Source organism: Companilactobacillus formosensis (assembly GCF_005405305.1).
Classification (GTDB): Bacteria; Bacillota; Bacilli; order Lactobacillales; family Lactobacillaceae; genus Companilactobacillus; species Companilactobacillus formosensis.
On the sequence record NZ_BJDU01000007.1, the window covers coordinates 107985 to 127765 of the forward strand.

General features: G+C 37.3%; 18 protein-coding genes and 1 tRNA gene. 12 read left to right on the forward strand and 7 right to left on the reverse strand.

The annotated features are described in order from the left end of the window. Nucleotides 1–9 precede the first annotated feature (9 nt). The 6 genes from FFM65_RS09300 to FFM65_RS09325 form a co-directional block, all read right to left on the reverse strand. Nucleotides 10–1737, reverse strand: a complete 1728-nt coding sequence (locus FFM65_RS09300; RefSeq protein WP_119318481.1) for a putative glycosyltransferase family protein — start codon at nt 1735–1737, stop codon at nt 10–12. 96 nt (nt 1738–1833) lie between these two features. Then, nucleotides 1834–3225, reverse strand: coding sequence for a DHA2 family efflux MFS transporter permease subunit (locus tag FFM65_RS09305; RefSeq protein WP_119318482.1), 1392 nt, complete (start codon nt 3223–3225; stop codon nt 1834–1836). Nucleotides 3226–3322: 97 nt separating this feature from the next. After that, entirely contained in the window at nt 3323–3973 is a 651-nt protein-coding gene (locus FFM65_RS09310) for a DNA-3-methyladenine glycosylase family protein (protein ID WP_119318483.1), read from the reverse strand. A 102-nt stretch (nt 3974–4075) separates the two neighbouring features. Then, nucleotides 4076–4663 (reverse strand): ATP-dependent Clp endopeptidase proteolytic subunit ClpP, encoded by a 588-nt coding sequence (gene clpP / locus FFM65_RS09315; RefSeq protein WP_010020500.1) that lies wholly within the window; start codon nt 4661–4663, stop codon nt 4076–4078. Between the two features lie 101 nt (nt 4664–4764). Continuing rightward, nucleotides 4765–5889, reverse strand: coding sequence for an acyltransferase family protein (locus tag FFM65_RS09320; protein ID WP_119318484.1), 1125 nt, complete (start codon nt 5887–5889; stop codon nt 4765–4767). Between the two features lie 82 nt (nt 5890–5971). After that, entirely contained in the window at nt 5972–6847 is an 876-nt protein-coding gene (locus FFM65_RS09325; protein ID WP_162897972.1) for a LysR family transcriptional regulator, read from the reverse strand. A 141-nt stretch (nt 6848–6988) separates the two neighbouring features. Here FFM65_RS09325 and FFM65_RS09330 point away from each other — a divergent pair, with 141 nt between their 5' ends. The 7 genes from FFM65_RS09330 to FFM65_RS09360 are packed head-to-tail and all read left to right on the forward strand — an operon-like array spanning nt 6989 to nt 13724. Next, nucleotides 6989–7882, forward strand: a complete 894-nt coding sequence (locus FFM65_RS09330; protein ID WP_255311500.1) for an ACP S-malonyltransferase — start codon at nt 6989–6991, stop codon at nt 7880–7882. A 3-nt stretch (nt 7883–7885) separates the two neighbouring features. Then, entirely contained in the window at nt 7886–9526 is a 1641-nt protein-coding gene (gene mdcA / locus FFM65_RS09335) for a malonate decarboxylase subunit alpha (RefSeq protein ID WP_119318487.1), read from the forward strand. Nucleotides 9527–9529: 3 nt separating this feature from the next. Continuing rightward, a complete protein-coding gene (locus tag FFM65_RS09340; protein ID WP_119318488.1) occupies nt 9530–10321 on the forward strand; it encodes a triphosphoribosyl-dephospho-CoA synthase in 792 nt (263 codons plus the stop codon). Between the two features lie 14 nt (nt 10322–10335). Beyond that, the gene (locus tag FFM65_RS09345; RefSeq protein WP_010020492.1) at nt 10336–10632 is read left to right on the forward strand and encodes a malonate decarboxylase subunit delta; all 297 of its coding nucleotides are present in this window, start codon (nt 10336–10338) and stop codon (nt 10630–10632) included. Next, on the forward strand, nt 10622–12286 hold the full coding sequence (gene mdcD, locus FFM65_RS09350) for a biotin-independent malonate decarboxylase subunit beta (RefSeq protein ID WP_119318489.1): 1665 nt from the start codon (nt 10622–10624) through the stop codon (nt 12284–12286). The genes FFM65_RS09345 and mdcD overlap by 11 nt, the downstream gene beginning before the upstream one ends. Next, complete coding sequence (locus FFM65_RS09355; RefSeq protein WP_119318490.1) at nt 12274–12894, forward strand: malonate decarboxylase holo-ACP synthase; 621 nt, start codon at nt 12274–12276, stop codon at nt 12892–12894. Before mdcD ends, FFM65_RS09355 begins: the two co-directional genes overlap by 13 nt. A 44-nt stretch (nt 12895–12938) precedes the next feature. After that, the gene (locus tag FFM65_RS09360; RefSeq protein WP_119318491.1) at nt 12939–13724 is read left to right on the forward strand and encodes an alpha/beta fold hydrolase; all 786 of its coding nucleotides are present in this window, start codon (nt 12939–12941) and stop codon (nt 13722–13724) included. A 127-nt stretch (nt 13725–13851) separates the two neighbouring features. On the opposite strand, the gene FFM65_RS09365 is transcribed toward FFM65_RS09360, so the two are convergent. Next, nucleotides 13852–13923: transfer RNA gene (locus tag FFM65_RS09365), tRNA-Arg, on the reverse strand. Nucleotides 13924–14124: 201 nt separating this feature from the next. Between FFM65_RS09365 and FFM65_RS09370 the strand changes: the two genes are divergently transcribed. The 5 genes from FFM65_RS09370 to eno all read left to right on the forward strand — a co-directional run bounded on the left by FFM65_RS09370 (nt 14125) and on the right by eno (nt 19744). Then, nucleotides 14125–15192 carry a sugar-binding transcriptional regulator gene (locus tag FFM65_RS09370; protein WP_307722444.1) on the forward strand — a complete coding sequence of 356 codons (1068 nt, stop codon included), beginning with the start codon at nt 14125–14127 and terminating at the stop codon, nt 15190–15192. Between the two features lie 34 nt (nt 15193–15226). Further along, nucleotides 15227–16255: a type I glyceraldehyde-3-phosphate dehydrogenase gene (gap, locus tag FFM65_RS09375; RefSeq protein WP_119318493.1), complete on the forward strand. Its 1029-nt coding sequence runs from the start codon at nt 15227–15229 to the stop codon at nt 16253–16255. 108 nt (nt 16256–16363) lie between these two features. Beyond that, nucleotides 16364–17578 carry a phosphoglycerate kinase gene (locus tag FFM65_RS09380; RefSeq protein WP_119318494.1) on the forward strand — a complete coding sequence of 405 codons (1215 nt, stop codon included), beginning with the start codon at nt 16364–16366 and terminating at the stop codon, nt 17576–17578. A 27-nt stretch (nt 17579–17605) separates the two neighbouring features. Further along, nucleotides 17606–18358, forward strand: coding sequence for a triose-phosphate isomerase (gene tpiA, locus FFM65_RS09385; RefSeq protein ID WP_059074838.1), 753 nt, complete (start codon nt 17606–17608; stop codon nt 18356–18358). Nucleotides 18359–18442: 84 nt separating this feature from the next. After that, a complete protein-coding gene (gene eno, locus FFM65_RS09390) occupies nt 18443–19744 on the forward strand; it encodes a phosphopyruvate hydratase (RefSeq protein WP_119318495.1) in 1302 nt (433 codons plus the stop codon). The last annotated feature ends 37 nt before the right edge of the window (nt 19745–19781 follow it).

Consider the following 19781-nt stretch of genomic DNA (forward strand, 5'->3'; position numbering starts at 1 on the left):
GACGACTTTTTACAGTTGTCTAGCTTTTTTTATACTTGGAATAATTAACAAACCAATTAAAACAATCAATAAAATTGTCGACATCCAAAGTAGGGGTCGATACATTTTAGGTTGAACTTGCGTAATTTGATAAGTAGCGTGTTGAAGATTTTTATTGGAATGAATAGTTATAAAACCTTCAGAACTACGACTAGCTTTAACCCTTTGTCCATTCAGTTTGATTTGATAGATCAATGAATTATAGCCATAAACTGGTAAAGTTATTTCACCTTTAGGAACGTTATCGGCGGTTAAAGTAATTGAGTTAACATCGGTACTGTTGTGCTTTAAAGGAATTTCACGATTCTTAGTTACTCCCAGATGACCATTTATTAAGTAAACGATTCGTGGGTCTAGACTCAACCCATTAGTTCCTTTAGCGAGTGGAACGGAATTAGGAGCGTAATCAGGAATCAAGGTACGTGAAAGTGTATCGCTAGTGATGCCGCTAGAGGTTACTTTAGCATAGCCATTCAAACCAGTTGGGGTAGTGGAGTTTTGCGTAATAACTGGTAATTTAGCCGTTTTATGATATTGAGCCTGAAAACCGGTATAGCCAGCCATTAAATAAGATAAAATCGTTACTCCAAAAAATATTTTACGAGCCGTCCTTGAACTGAAATTAATTAATATCAAAATTATCGGTACGACTCCTAAAAAGGGAGCAAAGCGCCAGGCAGAATTTTGGAAGTTGTTGATAATCGGTAGTTTCCCCAAAATATTCCAGGGGATGATGTTACTGGAAAATAAGATCAAAACAACTTCGACGCTGATCCATGGAAGTAATTGTCTTAATTTTTGTCGATTGAACTTGAGAATTACGATCAACAACAAAATAATTGAGAGCCAAGAAATCGTTGATTTAGTGTTCCAACGTGAAGTCCAAAAGATTTGCCAAAGACTGAGGCTGTCGACGTGTCCTAATCCAAACGGTGACAACAATCCAGTTTGTGTGATTTTCATTAGTCGATACAAGATTGGTGCGCAGAGGACAACTGTAAGTCCAGCCGCAATAATCAAATTGAGCCAAGCTAAATAGTTTTTCTTGATAATAGTGTTAATAATCAAAAAGAGTCCTGTCACTATCGTAATAACAACGGCACTGAGTAAGTGTGAACCAATGACCCAAAACATCAATAGGGCAGTTTTAATAATCAAAGGTGGGTCGATTTTTTCACTTTCAATGGCTTCTTTGAGTGTAAAGAAAATTGGAAAAGCAAAAATCATTACTAAAGCAGTACCCGTTTGCATTTCATTGACGAGGTCTTTTAAAACTGAACCGGAAAGCGTAAAAATTGTCGCTGCTAAAACGGCGTTACGGCTGTCGAAACGTTTGTTTACGGACAAGAAGGTCACGATAAAACTGAGTCCAGCAATGAGAGCTTTGATGGCAATGATTTGATGAATCGGCGTTAAGAAGTTAGTCAAAAAGACAAACGGCCACAAAGTTATATCGGGATACATTCCATTTATGGCCTGACCTGTATTAAAGAAACTATTGAAATTGACCCAACTGGGCAATTGGTGTTGTTGAAAAGCCAGTCTGATTTCATAAATTCGCTCTGAATGGAAAAAAGTATCGTAGAGCGAAATCATATAATTAAAGTGAAATTGCCAAATAGTCCAAGCTAATAAAATAATAAAAAAGAATAAGGCGATGAAGATGGTTTGCTTATGTGAGTTATTTTTTGAGTCCAAAATATTTCTCCTATAAATAAATAATCCAGACCTTAATTATACTTCAATTATTGAAAACAAAAAAATAGCTCACGACGAAAGTCATGAACTAAATTATTATTTATTAGTCTTTTTGTTCTTAATCAGCAATGCAAAGATAAATCCAAGGATTGCCATTACGAAGAAGAAAGCAAAGACTCTTTGATAACCAATTAAACCATTGTTAGCAGGTAAGTGATGGTTTTCATTAGTGATTACCAAGATCAAAGTGGCTAAACTAACACCAAGAGATCCTAATAATTGACGTACGGTTGTAATGATAGCTGTTCCATGGGGAATCAAATCCTCTGACAAAGAATTACCACCAAGTGTAGTTGCAGGCATCATAACGAAGGCATTTCCACCTTCAATTAGAATAGCAATCAAAATCATTGGGAACATACTTAACTTGAAGTGAAGTACGAATAATAAGAACCAACCAACGACAATCATGGACATACCACTGATCAAAGTAGCTTTAAAACCAATCTTATCAGCAAGTTTACCAGTTAATGGGTTCAAAATACTCAAAACGATAGCTGGTGGAACTAGTGCTAAACCTGATTTCAAAACTGAAACGTGCAAAACATTTTGATAATAAAGTGGATAAATAATTGTCACAACGATCAAGGAAATATATGAAAAACCAGTTAATAAGACAGCTAAATCAAAATTGAAGTTCTTCATAACTTTCAAATCGAGTAGTGGTTCTTTTTTAGTCAATTGACGGTGAATGAAAAGACCAGTCAAAATGACACTGATTACTAAGAGAATTATTAAATTAGTACTAAAACTCTTCGTAGCTCCAGCTTGATTAACGACGTAGAGCAAACCAATCAAACCGAGCAAATAAACAGTTGAAATTAAATCTAAACTAGCCTTATGACGAGGCATAACGTCTTTGATACAAAATAATCCACTGATAAAGATAATAATCATAATCAGTAAGAAGATGACGAATAATCCTTGCCACTTCAAAAAGTTCAAAACAATACCAGAAATAATTGGACCACTAGCTAAAGCTGATCCCATGACCAATCCAGCGTAACCCATGGTCGAGCCACGTTTACTCTCCGGTGTAATGGTCAATAAAACCGATTGAAATGATGGGAATAAAACCCCAACACCAATAGCTTCTAAAGCTCTACCAAGCATAGCCATTGGAAAGTTTTGCGCCGTAATAATGATCAACGTACCTAGCGCAAAAATTCCGACCACACTTAAAAAGATTTTCTTAAATGAAAAATTGTTTAATAGCCAAGGACTGATAGGCATCATGATACACATGATCAACATAAAACCAGTTGTTAACCATTGAATCGTTGGTGCCGTTACACCGAAGAATTTCATCAATGTTGGATAAGCCGTTGAAAGTGATGATTGACTGATCGACATCGTGAAAGTTCCCGATAGCAAAGTTATGATGAATAACTTCCGAGCTAGGCTATTTTGAATTTCACCCTTGTTCATAAAATACCCCTTCTTTGTAAAATCTAATACCAAATAAAGGATAGTCTAAATGAAAAAAGCTGTCCAACACAATGCCCGTATTACAGCGCTTTCAGGCCTATTTTTCGTATAAATGAAAAATGTTTTTAGTTAAGCCTAGGTTTTTTGCTTGATACATATACCTACTAGCGATAGATGCGTAGGGATGCCACTTGGAACATTTTTTCACGACGGCTGCTTTGTTTAAATTATGAGTTTTGTAAACCCAACTATAACTCTGCAAAAAGGCTACATCTTCAAAAGGTAAAATATCAGGTCGATTTAATGAAAAAATCAAAAACATTTTTGCTGACCAGATACCAATTCCTTTGACTGTGGTTAAGCTGTCGATAATTTCTGTGTCGGACATTTGTAAATAATCTGAGAAGTTTATTTTATTTGTTAAAATTGCTCCCGTTAAATTTTGGATGTAGTGAACTTTAGAATGTGAGATGCCGATATTTAATAGTTGCTCATCAGATAAGTAATCAATTTTAGTTGGACAAATATGACCGTTACATTCATTTGTTAGACGAAGAGTTAATATTTGTGCGACCTTTTTAGAAAGCATTTGTTCAATAATTTGACTGACCAAAAAAGCATAGGCATCGGTTTGTAGTCGATAATTCATGGGACCCACCATTTGAATGACTTTAGCGAGGTGTTTATCTTTTTTCATTAAATATTGAACTGCAAGAGAGTTTTGATCTAAATGTTTTAAGATAGTCATTTTTACCTCCAAATCAGTTCAATTATAGGGTGGAATAAACGCATTGAAGCAAAAAAAATCCTCCCTTATCCAAAACGGATAAAGGAAGATTTTTATAAAAGATTATTTGTCAGCTTTATTTGTCATGATTTCATCAATCAAACCATAGTCTTTAGCTTCTTGGGCTGTCATGTAGTTATCACGATCAGTATCTTTTTGAAGTTTTTCAAATGTTTGACCTGAGTTATCAGCCAAAATGTGATTTAATCTCTTTCTTGTCTTCAAGATTTCTTGGGCAGCAATTTCAATTTCTGTTTGTTGACCTTGAGCACCACCTAATGGTTGGTGAATGAGGACAGTTGAATTTGGTAGGGCAAAACGTTTGCCTTTAGTACCTGATGACAACAAGACACTACCCATTGAGGCAGCTAATCCAGTTGCGATTGTTTGAACATCAGATTTAACGAAATTCATCGTATCCATGATAGCTAATCCGTCGGTAACTGAACCACCGGGTGAGTTGATGTACATGGAAATATCCTTGTCTGAATCTTGAGCATCAAGGAAAAGTAGTTCAGCAATGACAGTGTTTGCCATTTGACTGTTAACTTCACCAGATAACATGATGATTCTGTCTTTTAATAATCTTGAGTAAATATCATAGGCACGTTCGCCACGTGAACTTTGTTCAATAACTGTAGGAACTAACATAAAATGCCTCCTGTTTTTAATTAGCACTCTTAATAGCACAGTGCTAATTTAGCATACAATATGTATCGGGTCAACAAACTAAGCTTGATAAATAAAAATATTTATTCAGTTGACTCTTGAACACGTTTTCTTGGTAAAGAATCTTTGATTTTTGACCAAATGATGTGGAAAGTATATGCAGAAGCAAATGATAGTACCCAAGTCAATAAATAGCAAACGATAATGGCTAAGATAGGATTAACATTTACTAAATTCTTGCCACCTAAACGCCAGATGATTTGTAGCCAAAAGACGTTAGACAAGTAAGCACGGTAAGCGTAGGTTGCTAGAAAGTGGAATACCGGTAGAGCTTTGGAATCAGTGTTGATATGTCTGATAGCCAAAGTTGCAACCAATCCAATAACTAGTAGTGCATATAAGGTCATCGAAGGTTTGTAATAAGGAGCATTAGCTAAACTGACAGGATAACCGAAATTAAAGAGTTCTTTGTTAGTCCAGTAAAAGACGGCTATGAAAAGAATTACTAAAATAGGAAAAGACTTCTTTAAAAATTTTTCGAGTTTATCTCTAAACATCCAACTCAAAACACCGAAAATTCCATAAATGACGAAACTAATAAAAATTCGATCGAGTAAATACCAGCTTTGTTCATGAAGTCCATGGAAAACTTCCAAGTCGTAAAAACCAATCCAAGCTGCAAAAAAGATAACTGTGATAATTAAAGTCCAGATTCCACGCTTAGCATTGTTTCTGACAAAATGGGCTAGCATCCAGAAGAATGGCATTAAAATAATGAATTGTAGCATCATCGTGTTATACCACAGATGTGGTGCGGCATTACCATTGATGAAATGCCAAAGAAATGAACCAACGTTGTGATATTGGTTAACTTGTTGAACATTTGGCATGATCAGTAAGTAGGCTAGAGTCCACCAAATTGTGGGTACAAAAAGAGCAGACCATTGTTTTTTCATATAGCCACCATAATTAGCCAAGGTATTTTGATTAGTCGTTCTAGTCGTGGTATATAAAATACCAAAAATAAAGGCTGGAGCAGTGAACTTAACTAAGTTATAAATGATACCAATTGGTGTTTGATAGTTATAAGTTGGACTAGTTGCAAGAACTAGACTCAATACGGTCTGCATCATAACGGCAGTACAAGCGAAGACCTTCATGTAATCACCGATATCGGCCGGGCTTGTAGTGTCTTTTTTTATTTTCATGTGAAACACTCCTCTTGTAAATTTGTGAGATCAACAAAAGGAAACTTAGATTCAATATAAGCGCATTCAGAATAAAATGCAACTATATTTTTAATTCAAAATTTTGGAAATCTAAGAAAATCATGATTAATTCGTTACTGATTTCTCGTTTGATGCCATTAAGAACTCCATAGGGAGAACTGAGGTAAATAGTTCGTTGCAATGGATCAGGAGAAAGTCTGGCGAGTTGAACTCGTGGTTCGATTGTTTGCCAAGTGACTGAAGGGATGAAACTCAGACCAATTCCTGCTTCAATCAAACCACGAACGGTTGCGGGATCATCAGCTTCGTACATGTAATCCAGAGTAATATCGCGTTTATTGAAATAGTTATCGATCGTTAAACGCAAAGGATTATTTTTGGACAAGCCGATTATTTTTTCACCCCTTAAATCTTTCGGCTTAATAAACTGTTTACTGTAGCCATAATTAATGTTCCAGCCAACGAGTATTTCTTCTTTTAGAACTGGCACGTTGGTTAAACCTTCTAGTGGTTTAGTTGTGACGATAAAATCAAACTGTTTAAAATCTGTTTCCCTAACGTTATGTTGAGCAATATTCAACCTGACGTTAGGGAATTTTTGTTTAAAAGTTGAGACGATGGCGGGGATAAATGGAGAAGCCACTTCCATTAATAAGGAAATTGGATGTTCTATTTTATCAGGACCGCCTTTGACAGCATTGATGCCACGGTCAAGTTCTTCCAAACTATCATTAACATAACTATAAAATAACTTTCCGGAACGATTGAGTTTTAAAGTTCGACCAGTTCGATCAAATAATTTAGTTTGTAATTCATCTTCCAATTGTTTGATCATTTTACTGACAGCTGGCTGGGAAACATACAAGATATTAGAAGCCTTGGTGATACTTTCTTGATTGGCGACAACGACGAAATATTTGAGCTGATTGATATTCAAAATTAACACCTCTTATATAACCAAATGGTTAAGTATTATGCTTTTTCTATATTATACATGTTATCAATCATTTCATATACTGAACTTGTGAGATCAATAAAAAGGATTTGATGGGGGTGGATAATTATTTCTGTATTATGGATTTTCCCTGGTCAAGGCGGTCAGAGAAGTGGAATGTTAAAAGACGTACCAGAATCAATGCTTGAGAAAGTAAAAGAATTGACTGGTGTTGAATTAACTGACGATGAACAAGCTTATCAAGATTCAATTCAGATTCAATTAGGAATTTTGATTTTGCAATTGTTCAATATCAGACAACTAAAGAAAATTGGTCAAACTCCAGATGTAGTAGCTGGACATTCTTTAGGTATTTTTGCAGCGGGAGTTGCTAGCGGCGTTATCAGTGAAGATGACGCAATTAAAATTGTTTACATTCGTTCGCAAAAGATGCAAGAGTCATATCCAACTGGCTATGGAATGGGAGCAATTGTTGGTTTAACTAGAAAAGAAGTTATTAATTTGGTTGATCAAGTTAATAACGAAACTCAACCAGTCTTTACTTCTAATCAGAATTCAGAATTACAGACAGTTATTTCTGGTTCTCTTAAGGGAATCAAGAAGGTTTTGGAACTGGCTAAAAATAATAACGCACAAAAAACGGTTTTATTGAAAGTTCCTGTTCCATCACATTCACCTTTGATGCAATCTGTTGCTGATGTCCTAGAAAAAGAATTGGCAAAGGTTTCTTTGAACGATCCCCAAAGCATCTATTTAGCAAATTACAATGGTCACGCAATTAGAAAAGTTGATGGTGTCAAATATGACATGATCAATAATCTAGTTCATCCCGTTTACTGGGATACCATGATGGATGTTGCTAAGGAATTAGGTGTTGATACAGCATTAGAAATAAAACCGGGACATACTTTTACGAAGTTAGTCAAAAGCAAGTTCCCAGATTTTCGAACTATCACCATGGATAATATGAATCTTGATGATATTCAATTTTTGTTAGAAAAATGGAAAAGAGGATAATTGATGGCTAAAAGAAGTTGGACTCAAAATCGTGATGCCAAAGCTGCCAAATTAGACAGTATCGCATCAATGCTCGATGGCAAATTTGTTAAAACTCAAAATGCTAAAGAATTATTAGAAAGTGTTATTAAACCAGGCGATAAGGTCGTTTTGGAAGGGGATAACCAAAAGCAAGCTAGTTTCTTGTCAAAAGTTTTAGCTTCAGTTGACCCAGAAAAAGTTCACGACCTACATATGATCATGTCCAGTGTGTCACGTCCAGAACATTTGGATATTTTTGAAACAGGTATCGCTAAGAAACTTGATTTCTCATTTGCGGGACCTCAAAGTACGAGAATTTCTCAAATGATTGCTGATGGAACAATGGAAGTCGGCGATATTCATACTTATCTTGAGTTATATGCTCGTCTATATGTTGACTTGATTCCAAATGTTGTTTTGGTAGCTGCTGATAAAGTGGACCATGACGGTAATCTTTATACGGGTGCAAATACCGAAGAAACACCAGCTATCGTTGAAGCTGCTGCTTTCAAAGATGGTATTGTAATCGTTCAAGCTAATGAGATCGTTGACAAAGTTCCTCGTGTTGATATTCCTGGTGATTGGGTCGACATCGTTGTTCCGGCTGATGAACCTTATCAATTGGAACCATTATTTACACGTGACCCTCAAAATGTTACTGAATTACAAATCCTAATGGGTATGATGGCAATTCGTGGTATTTATGAAAAACACAACGTTCAAACAGTTAACCATGGTGTTGGTTTCAATACTGCTGCCATCGAATTGTTATTACCTACTTATGGTGAACAACTTGGACTAAAGGGTAAGATTGTTCCTAACTGGGAAGTTAACCCTACACCTACTTTGATTCCTGCTATTGAAAGTGGCTGGGTCAAAACTATCCACAGTTTCGGTGGAGAAGTCGGAATGGAAAATTACATTGCTCATCGTCCTGACATTTTCTTCGTTGGTAAAGATGGAACAATGCGTTCAAACCGTGCCTTCGGTCAAATGGCTGGTCAATATGCTTTGGATATGTTCGTTGGTTCAACTCTTCAAATCGATAAATATGGTAACTCATCAACTGTTACTAATGGTCGTTTATCTGGATTTGGTGGAGCTCCTAACATGGGAAGTAATCCACACGGACGTCGTCACTCAACACCAGCTTGGCAAAGCCTTCGTCCCGATGATGATCCATTAGGTAAAGGTCAAAAATTAGTTGTTCAAATGGTTGAAACTTTCGGTTCAAATAAGAAACCTGTCTTTGTTGATCATTTGGATGCTGAAGAAGTTCAAAAAGAAGCTAAATTGGCTAATGTTCCAATTATGATTTATAGCGAAGATACAACTCACATCGTAACTGAAGAAGGTATCGCTTATCTTTACAAGACTGACAGTATGGCTGAAAGACAAGCTGCTATTGAAGCTATCGCCGGTGTTACACCAGTTGGTTTGAGAAGCAATCCTAAGCAATTAGCTGATCTTCGTCGTCGTGGTATCGTAGCTCTTCCTGAAGACTTAGGCGTTCAACGTGGTCAAGCTAAGAGATCGCTTCTTGCAGCACAAAACATGGATGACTTAGTTAAATGGTCTGATGGACTTTACAATCCACCTGCAAAATTCAGAAGTTGGTCATAATTAATGATTGAAACCAAATTTTTACAACTAGCACAACAAGCAGTAGCAGCACTGAAGTGGGAAGTTAGTTTCTCACCCAAGCCAGGTCTAGTCGATGCCTATTCAAATGGTTCGCATACCGATATGGATTGGAAATTATTTTATAAGTCAGCTGATAGTTTATTAGATAGTTTCGTGGAAATCGCTGAAAAATCTTATCAACAACCAATTGACTTGCCATTGCGAGAAGAAATTGGCCGAATCGGTCGGATTGCCGAAAAAGATATGTTTCAAGCAACCAATGGTGTCAATACACATAAGGGCGCTATCTGGAGTATGGGGTTATTGATCAGTGCTATCAGTAGCCAACAAACTAAGAATCTAGAAACAATTTTACTAACAGCTAAAGATTTATCGCGTTTGCCAGATAAGAATGTCATTCCCAAAAAGACTCATGGTGCAGTAACGAAGCAAAAGTATGCCTTGACTGGTGCTAAGGGAGAAGCTCAAAATGGTTTTCCTAATTTGGCCAAAGCTTTAGCCTTCAAATCACAGTTGGATGATTTCGATACTTGGATGAGACGATTGCTCGTTTTATACAGTAACGTTGATGATACCAATATCGTTTATCGTAGTAATTTAAAAGTCTTACGTGATTTTCAGAATCTTTCAGCTCAGATCGTTGTTGACCCACAGAATATTTTAGATAATCCTCAGTTTGAAAAATTGACTGACTTTACTAGGGAACACAATATTTCACCCGGTGGTTGTGCTGATTTGTTTGCTGCAAGTTATTTTTTAAAACATTTGAAGTAGAAATGGAGATAAATATGGAAAAATTACATTTTAACTTCGATACCAAAGATGCTATTTCCAAACCCGTACACGTTGGGGTAGTTGCATCAGGTGACCTTGAAGTTATTTTCAGACCCACAGATAAAGAAACAGAAGTTAATATCGTAACTGGTAGTGACGGCTTCAAAGAAGTTTGGGGAAATGTTTTGAAACGTTTCTTCGACAGATATCCAATCCAAGCTAATATTGAGATCAATGACTTTGGTTCCACACCAGGGGTAGTTAATCTTCGTTTAACTCAAGCATTGGAGGAACTAAAAGATGAAAAATAGTTTTGTTGAATTACATGCACGTGAACGCGCGCTTTCATTATTAGATGCAAATACTGCTAGAGAAATCGTTGGACCACTCGATGACATGATCTCACCACATCTTGAACCTCAAGATATCGTTCCTGAAAGTGATGATGGAATCGTCTTGATGCGTGGAAAAATCGAAGGCAACCAAGTTTTAGTTGTTTCAATTGAAGGTAAATTCCAAGGTGGCGGTATCGGTGAAGTCAGCGGTGCCAAAATTGTTGCAGCTTTGGAAAAGGTATTAGAAGAGAACAAGAATGGTAACACTATTTACCCAATTATTGTTTTGGATACTGGTGGTGTTCGTCTTCAAGAAGCTAACTACGGTTTGTTATCAATTTCAGAAATTCAAAATGTTGTTATTGCTTTGAAGAAATTTGTTCCTGTTATCGGATTAGTACCTGGTCGTGTTGGATCATTCGGTGGGATGTCAATTACCGCTTCAATCCTTTCTTATTTGATTGCTACTAACAAGGCAAGAATTGCTTTGAATGGTCCCGAAGTTATCGAACAAGAAGCTGGTGTACGTGAATTTGATTCTAGCGATAAAGATTTGATTTGGGATACTTTAGGAACTAAACAACGTCAAGCTACTGACCTAGTTGACGAAGTGGTCGATGATACTGTTGATAGCATTAAGGAAAGCATCGTTAATGAAATCAAGACTAAAAAAGATGCCCACAGAACTGAAAATGTCGACTTTTACTTGAGTTTGTTGGATAAATTAGACTTGAGTAAGAAGTTAGATATCGATTCATATAATAAGTTGTTCAAGTCAGTTGTTGCTACTAAACATACGATTCCAGCTGCTGTTGCTGGTGAAAAAGCTGGCACTAAGAGTCGTGGTCGTCTATGGTTTGAAAAATTGACTGGTATTAAGAATGCTACTAGTCCAGTTTCAACTGTTTTGCACGCTCAAAAAGATGGTAAAGAATTTATTGCTATCGTTCCAGATGCTGATAATAAATTTCCACGTGTTCGTGAAGGTGAAGTCGGTCTTCAAGAAGGATTTGCTGTTGCAAGCATCGTTAACCAAATTGTTGCTGAAGATAAGGATAAAGACGTTAAACGTCCAATTGTTTTAGTCGTTGATGTTCCAAGCCAAGCTTATGGTTATCAAGAAGAATTGATTGGTATTCACGTAGCCCTTGGTTCAAGTGCTGCCGCATATGCTAAAGCTAGACAAGCTGGCCATCCAGTAATTGACTTTATACCTGGGGATGCTGTATCTGGTGGATTCTTAGCTCATGGTTTGCAATCTAATAGAATGATTGCCTTAGATGATGATTCAATTACTATTCAAGCCATGTCAAAAGCTAGTGCTGCTCGTATTACCCAAAGAACAATTGCCGAGTTGGAAGAAGCTACTAAGCATGTTCCTGCTATGGCTTACGATATTGACAATTATGAAAAACTTGGTGCTTTGTACAAATTAGTTAAAGGTATCGGTTCATGGGAAGCAACTGATGAAAATGTTGATAAGATCAAAGAATTGATTGATCAAGCCATTGACAGTTTAGATGGTGATACAAGCTTGCACTTCCGTTATCAAACAGAGATTGCTAAAGCTAGTGGTCGTAAATCAACTCTTCAAGTTAGAAAACTAGTGGATGAAGAATGGTCAAAGTAGAACCACATGATCTACTAAAAATTTCATCGATCAATGATTTGATTACTGATGGACTACCCAAATGGGCAGAGGATATTTTTCCCGATTCGTTAACTGCTGTGGTCCGTCGTAGTGAAATAGTTGGTGATAAGATTCCTGTCGGTATTAGAGGAATCAAAAGAGAACAACGTTTTGCTGCTTTTGTCTTAGATTCAAACATTAAAGAAGTCATTACTCCTTATCAATTAGTTTCTGAAAAGTCTTGGCAAAATGTATCTGATGAGCGCAAAAATTTACCTGCAATTAAGGCTTTACCAGCAGTGGCAAAAATTCTACAAGAATATAAATGGGGAATCAGTGGTAGCGTTGGTTTCGAATTAGCAACAGGGACTAATTCAGCCAAAATGACCAGTGATTTGGATCTAGTTTGGAAACCGAATAGTCCAATTAGTCGTGAGGGCGCTAAGAATTTGTTAGCAAAGTTGAATCAATTCGGTGTTCATGCTGATCTACAAGTTATCCAAGGTAATAATGGTTTTTCATTAGAAGAATATAGTCAGTCAAAATCTACTATAATGATGAAAACTTTATCTAATCCAATTTTAGTAAAAGATCCTTGGAATAAATAAAAAAGATAGGCCGTTTTGGTCTATCTTTTTTTGAGGAGAGAATAATGGAATTTTTAACTAACGATGGAATAAAAATTAATTTTCAAAGTTTTGGTATCGGTCAACCGGTTATTTTAGTAGAAGGTTTTGGTGGTTATCAAGAAATTTGGCAAGCTCAAATTGATTATTTGGTAGGGATGAATTGTCGAGTGATTACTTATGACCATCGAAATCATGGTAAATCACAACGCACCCAAAAAGATTTGACAATTGATCGATTAACCGAAGATTTAGCCAATTTAATCGAATATTTACAACTTCAAGAACCAATTTTAATCGGTCATTCGATGGGAGCAAGTGTCTGTTATGCTTATTTAAAAAAATATTCTAACGTTAAATCGGTTCTGGCAATCGATCAGTCTCCAAAAATGCTCAATGATTCAGAGTGGAAATATGGATTTGAAAATTTTACTGCCGATAATTTTAAAGAAAAAATTTCACTGCCAAACAAAACTCATGAAACTTTACATGGATTAAATAATCAAGTAGCTTTGTCGTTAAATAAAGTTCGGAGTCTTTATCCATTCGATAGAAAGCAAAATCTAGTTCTTTTAGAAGATCATTTCCAAAGGGATTGGCGCAATTCATTATTGCATAGTAGTAAATTTGTAAGCATAGTAACTGCCAAGCAGAGTCCTTACTTCGATTATCGATTTGGAGATTACTTAGCACAAAACAAGAGAATAACTAACATTGTTTTGGATAATTGTGGTCACGACATTATGGCTGAAATTCCAGAAGCTTTTAATCAAACGTTAAGACATTTTATTTTCAGTAGTCGTAGAAACTAAAAAAGAGGGTAATATTCCGTCATAAAACACGAAGTATTACTCTCTTTTCATGTAATAATATTCTTGTTGAATCTTATACATGTTGATAATTCAACATTTCTTGTTGAAAGTTTGTGAAACAAAAAAATGCGCCACGTGGGAGTCGAACCCACATTCCAGGAACCGGAATCCTGTGTGCGATCCATTACACTAGCGGCGCATTACTGTTTAATTCTATCGCATCTCTATATAAAAAGTAAATGTCAAAAAAAATATTATTAATTGTACTTTTTGTAATCATTTCACTTGAATTTTTCACAAGAGAGTTTATACTAATAACTGTGCTTAAGAGATGGAATGATTCATCCGGGCTTTTATTTTTTGAGTACATGGGTCGTAAACAGACATACAGGGACAATGATTGTCCCATGGAGTATATCAAATGACTAATAATGAAGATTTAGAATTGCTGGATTTAGTTGCCCCAGACTTCATTAAAACTCTGGAAAAGCGATTTAAAATACTTCAGAGTATCTCATTAATGGAGCCAGTCGGGCGCAGAGTATTAGCTGATGATCTTAATATTACTGAACGTGGATTAAGAACTGAGACTGATTTATTAAGAAAGCAAGGCTTAATTGTTTCTTCAAAATCTGGAATGTCTCTAACGCATACAGGTAGCGATGTAGTAGTTCGCTTGACCAATGTCTTAGCGGATTATCAAGGTACAGCTCTATTGGAGAAACGCTTAAGTGAAAAGCTAGGAATTAGTCGTTGTATTGTTTTACCAGGTAATGCGGATAAGCAATATCGGGTAGTCGATTCGTTTGGTAGAAGACTTAATCAACTCTTAGGATCAGTATTACCAAATGGACAGTCAATGATTTCTGTGACTGGTGGTAGTACGTTGGCACAAGTTGCTCGTAATCTTTCACCTGATTTATCGAAAAACCGTAAGTTGGTTTTCTTACCAGCACGCGGTGGTGTAGGTGAATCAGTTACGATTCAAGCAAATAGTGTCTGTGCAGAGATGGCTTTAAGAACGCAGGGCCAGTACCGGGCTATGTACCTTCCAGAGGACATAAGCGAAAAAAGTTTTGAATCTTTGCAAAAAGAGACTTCAATTAAGTCGGTTCTTGAACTAATATATAGAAGTGATGTTGTTATTCACAGCATCGGAACTGCAAGTGTTATGGCAGAGCGTCGAAATCTTTCGGCTAAGGAACAAAAAATCATCGATAATGGTGAAGCTGTTTCAGAAGCTTTTGGAGATTTCTTCGATCAAAGTGGTAAACTTGTATATAAGGTACCTAGGATTGGACTTCACGTCCGGGACCTTGATAAAATAAAATATGTGATTGCGATTGCCGGTGGTCAAAGTAAGGCTAAAGCAATTCAGTCATATATGAAAAACGCACCTCATCATACTATATTGATTACTGATGAGGGTGCCTCAAAGCTGATTTTAAGGGATAACCCTTTAAAATAATATTTTTTTGATTTCCTGAAGGAGGAATTTTTGTATGACTACAAAAGTTGGTATTAATGGATTTGGCCGTATCGGTCGTTTGGCATTCCGCCGTATCGCTGCACTTCAAGCAGCTGGCAAGACAGATTTGGAAGTTGTTGCAATTAACGATTTAACTTCACCTGCTATGCTTGCTCACCTATTGAAGTATGATACAGCTCATGGTAACTTCGAAATCGACAAGATTGAAGCTGCTGACAATGCTATCGTTGTTAACGGTAAGACAATTCCTGTATATGCTGAAATGAACGCTGCAGACCTTAAATGGGTTGCAAACGACGGTGTTGACATCGTTCTTGAATGTACTGGTTTCTACACATCAGCAGACAAAGCACAAGCTCACTTGGATGCCGGTGCAAAACGTGTATTGATCTCAGCTCCATCAGGTGACATGCCTACAGTTGTTTATGGTGTTAACGATGACATCCTAACAAACGACGTTAAGATCGCTTCAGCTGGTTCATGTACAACAAACTGTCTTGCACCTCTAGCAAATGCCGTAAACAAAGAATTCGGTATTAAAGCTGGTACAATGACAACAATCCATGCTTACACAGCTACACAAAAACTTCAAGATGGTCCAGAACGTAAAGGTAATGTTCGTGCTGCACGTGCTGCTGCTGCAAACATCATCCCTCACTCAACTGGTGCTGCTAAGGCCCTAGGTCTAGTTGTTCCTGACTTGAAGGGTAAGCTTGATGGACATGCACAACGTGTTCCAGTTATCACAGGTTCAGTTACTGAATTAGTTGCAACTCTTGACAAAGAAGTTACAGTTGACCAAGTTAACGATGCAATCAAGAAGTACACAGACAACAACCCTTCATTCGGTTACAATGATGACGAAATCGTTTCATCAGATGTTATCGGTACATCATTTGGTTCAATCTTTGACCCAACACAAACACAAATCGTTGGTTCAGGTGATAGCCAAGTTGTAAAGACTGTTGCATGGTACGATAACGAATCAGGATTTACTGCACAAATGGTTCGTACACTTGAAAAATTTGCTACATTAGACTAATTCATTAATCTAAAATAGTAATCAAAAAACCTAATTTAGTGTTTTAAATTGGCGGAGGGAGGATAACTCCTTCCGCCTTTTTTTAAGGAAAATATCGGAGGATTTATAATGGCAAAACTTATTGTTTCTGACGTTGACGTAAAAGACAAAAAAGTCTTGATGCGTGTTGATTTCAACGTTCCTATCAAAGATGGTGTTGTCGGCGATACTAACCGTATCGTTGGTGCTATCCCAACAATCAAATATGTTTCAGAACATGGTGGAAAGGTTATCTTGCTATCTCACTTGGGTCGTATTAAGAGTGACGAAGACAAGAAAGCTTTATCATTGAAGCCAGTTGCTGCTAAACTTGAAGAATTAAGTGGTTTGAAAGTTAAGTTCGTACCTGTTAACGAAGGTAAAGAACTTGAAGATGCTATCAATGAATTAAATGATGGCGACATTCTACTTATGGAAAACACACGTTTCCAAGATATCGACAACGATTTCGGTAAACGTGAAAGCAAGAACGATCCTAAACTTGGCGAATACTGGGCATCACTTGGTGACGTATTTATCAACGATGCTTTCGGTACAGCCCACAGAAAACATGCTTCAAACGTTGGTATCTCAACAGCTATGAAAGCTGCTGGCAAACCCGTTGCTGCTGGTTTCTTAATGGAAAAGGAAATCAAGTTCTTAGGTAACGCTGTTGACAATCCTGTACACCCATTCGTAACAATCCTTGGTGGTGCTAAGGTTTCAGATAAGATCGGTGTTATTGAAAACTTAATTCCAAAATCAGACCACATCTTAATCGGTGGTGGTATGGCTTATACATTCCTAGCTGCTCAAGGCCACAAGATTGGTAAGTCACTATTCGAAGAAGACAAAGTTGAACTAGCTAAAGACCTCCTTCAAAAAGCTGGCGACAAGATCGTTCTTCCTGTAGACCACATCGTTGCTAAAGAATTCTCAAATGACGCTGAAGCTACAACAACAGATGGCGTTGATATTCCTGATGACGAAATGGCTCTTGATATCGGACCTAAGACAGTTAAGTTGTTCCAAGACACTCTAAAGGGTGCTAAGACTGTTGTATGGAACGGACCTATGGGTGCATTCGAAATGAGCAAGTTTGCTGAAGGTACACTAGAAGTTGGACGTGCTATGGGTAACTTGTCAGATGCTATTACTATCGTTGGTGGTGGTGACTCAACTGCTGCTGCTAAGAGTCTTGGTATTGCTGATAAGCTAACACACATCTCAACTGGTGGTGGTGCTTCACTAGAATACCTAGAAGGTAAAGTATTACCTGGTATCGATTCAATTTCAGATAAATAATTATTTTTCATGAGGAGAACTAATTTTATGCGTACACCTATTATTGCGGGTAACTGGAAGATGAACAAAAATCCTAAAGAAACCCAAGAATTTTTAGACGGTATCAAAGGCAAGTTGCCAGAATCTGGCGTAGAAACAATCATCGGTGCTCCAGCTATTGATCTTACAACTCTTGTTGCAGGAGCAAAGGGTACACCATTGAAGACTGCTGCTGAAAACTCATACTTTGAAGATGCTGGTGCATTTACTGGTGAAACTTCACCTAAGGCACTTGATGAAATGGGCGTTGATTATGTAATCATCGGTCACTCAGAAAGAAGACAATACTTCAAAGAAACTGACGAAGATATCAACAAGAAAGCTAAGGCTATCTTGAAGAACAACATGCTACCTATCATCTGCTGTGGTGAAACATTAGAACAACGTGAAGCCGGCAAGGCAGAAGACTGGGTAACAGGTCAAATCGAAAATGCTGTTAAAGGCATTTCTGCTGATGACTTAGCTAAGTCAGTTATCGCTTACGAACCAATCTGGGCTATCGGTACTGGTAAGACTGCTACTGCTGATCAAGCACAAGAAATGGTTCACGTAATCCGTGAAAAGATTGCTAGCTTGTATGACAATGACACAGCTGACAAAGTACGTATTCTTTACGGTGGTTCAGTTAAACCTGCTAACGTTAAAGAATTGATGGCTAAAGAAGATATTGATGGTGGACTTGTTGGTGGTGCATCAATGGATCCAGAATCATATATCGCATTAGCTAACTTCAATAAATAATTTACTTTCATTAAGTTATTTATTTTAGTCGCAAAAAAGGTTAAAATTAATCTGTATTAAAACCATAAAGGAGATTTTTAAAATATGTCTGTAATTACTGATATTTTAGGCCGTGAAGTTCTTGATTCACGTGGTAACCCAACTGTTGAAGTTGAACTATATACTGAACTAGGTGGCTTTGGCCGCGCACTTGTTCCTTCAGGTGCTTCAACTGGTGAACACGAAGCTGTTGAATTACGTGATGGCGACAAATCACGTTTTGGTGGCAAGGGTGTTCTTAAAGCCGTTGCTAACGTAAACGACAAGATTGCTAAGAAGGTTATCGGCATGGACGTTACTGACCAACGTGCTATTGACCAAGCTATGATCGATCTTGACGGTACACCAAACAAGGGTACTTTGGGTGCTAACGCTATTCTTGGTGTTTCACTTGCTGCTGCTCGTGCTGCTGCTGACGAATTAGGTCTTCCATTGTACGAATACCTTGGTGGTCCTAACGCTCACGTATTGCCAACACCTATGATGAACGTTATCAATGGTGGTAAGCATGCTGATAACAACGTTGACTTCCAAGAATTCATGATCTTGCCTGTTGGTGCAAAATCAATGCGTGAAGCTGTACGTATGGGTTCAGAAACTTTCCACTCACTAAAAGCTGTTCTTGAAAGCCGTGGCTTGAACACAGCTGTTGGTGACGAAGGTGGTTTCGCTCCTGACCTTGAAAACAACGAAGCTCCTTTCAAGATTTTGGTTGAAGCTATTGAAAAAGCAGGTTACAAGCCTGGTGAAGATGTTGCTATTGGTTTTGACTGTGCATCATCAGAATTCTACAATGCTGAAACACACAAGTACGAACTAAAGGGTGAAGGCGAAAATGGTGCTGTTCTTTCAACAGACGAATTTATCGACTTGCTTGATGGTATCGTTGAAAAGTACCCAGTTGTTACAATCGAAGATCCTATCGACGAAAACGAATGGGAAGACTGGCAAAAAGTTACTGCTAAACTTGGTAAGAAAGTACAACTTGTTGGTGATGACTTGTTCGTTACAAACACAGACTACTTGAAGAAGGGTATTGAAATGGGAGTTTCAAACTCAATCCTTATCAAGCTTAACCAAATCGGTACACTTACAGAAACATTCGAAGCTATCGAAATGGCTAAAGAAGCAGGTTTCACAGCCGTTGTTTCACACCGTTCAGGTGAAACAGAAGATACAACAATCGCTGACCTTGTTGTTGCTACAAACGCAGGTCAAATCAAGACTGGTTCAATGAGCCGTACAGACCGTATTGCTAAGTACAACCAATTGATGAGAATTGAAGATCAACTTGGTGACCAAGCTGAATTCAAGGGTATCAAGAGTTTCTACAACTTGAACAAATAGTTATTTATTGATTGATTAAAACAGCCCTCGGGCTGTT

Bases quoted from the DNA above. Each gene is read 5' to 3' on its own strand.
- clpP (WP_010020500.1), bottom strand. From the start codon at position 4,663: ATGTTAGTTCCTACAGTTATTGAACAAAGTTCACGTGGCGAACGTGCC.
- FFM65_RS09345 (WP_010020492.1), top strand. From the start codon at position 10,336: ATGGAAAAATTACATTTTAACTTCGATACCAAAGATGCTATTTCCAAA.
- FFM65_RS09320 (WP_119318484.1), bottom strand. From the start codon at position 5,889: ATGAAAATAAAAAAAGACACTACAAGCCCGGCCGATATCGGTGATTAC.
- FFM65_RS09310 (WP_119318483.1), bottom strand. From the start codon at position 3,973: ATGACTATCTTAAAACATTTAGATCAAAACTCTCTTGCAGTTCAATAT.
- FFM65_RS09305 (WP_119318482.1), bottom strand. From the start codon at position 3,225: ATGAACAAGGGTGAAATTCAAAATAGCCTAGCTCGGAAGTTATTCATC.
- gap (WP_119318493.1), top strand. From the start codon at position 15,227: ATGACTACAAAAGTTGGTATTAATGGATTTGGCCGTATCGGTCGTTTG.
- FFM65_RS09360 (WP_119318491.1), top strand. From the start codon at position 12,939: ATGGAATTTTTAACTAACGATGGAATAAAAATTAATTTTCAAAGTTTT.
- mdcD (WP_119318489.1), top strand. From the start codon at position 10,622: ATGAAAAATAGTTTTGTTGAATTACATGCACGTGAACGCGCGCTTTCA.
- FFM65_RS09380 (WP_119318494.1), top strand. From the start codon at position 16,364: ATGGCAAAACTTATTGTTTCTGACGTTGACGTAAAAGACAAAAAAGTC.
- FFM65_RS09355 (WP_119318490.1), top strand. From the start codon at position 12,274: ATGGTCAAAGTAGAACCACATGATCTACTAAAAATTTCATCGATCAAT.
- mdcA (WP_119318487.1), top strand. From the start codon at position 7,886: ATGGCTAAAAGAAGTTGGACTCAAAATCGTGATGCCAAAGCTGCCAAA.
- FFM65_RS09340 (WP_119318488.1), top strand. From the start codon at position 9,530: ATGATTGAAACCAAATTTTTACAACTAGCACAACAAGCAGTAGCAGCA.
- tpiA (WP_059074838.1), top strand. From the start codon at position 17,606: ATGCGTACACCTATTATTGCGGGTAACTGGAAGATGAACAAAAATCCT.
- eno (WP_119318495.1), top strand. From the start codon at position 18,443: ATGTCTGTAATTACTGATATTTTAGGCCGTGAAGTTCTTGATTCACGT.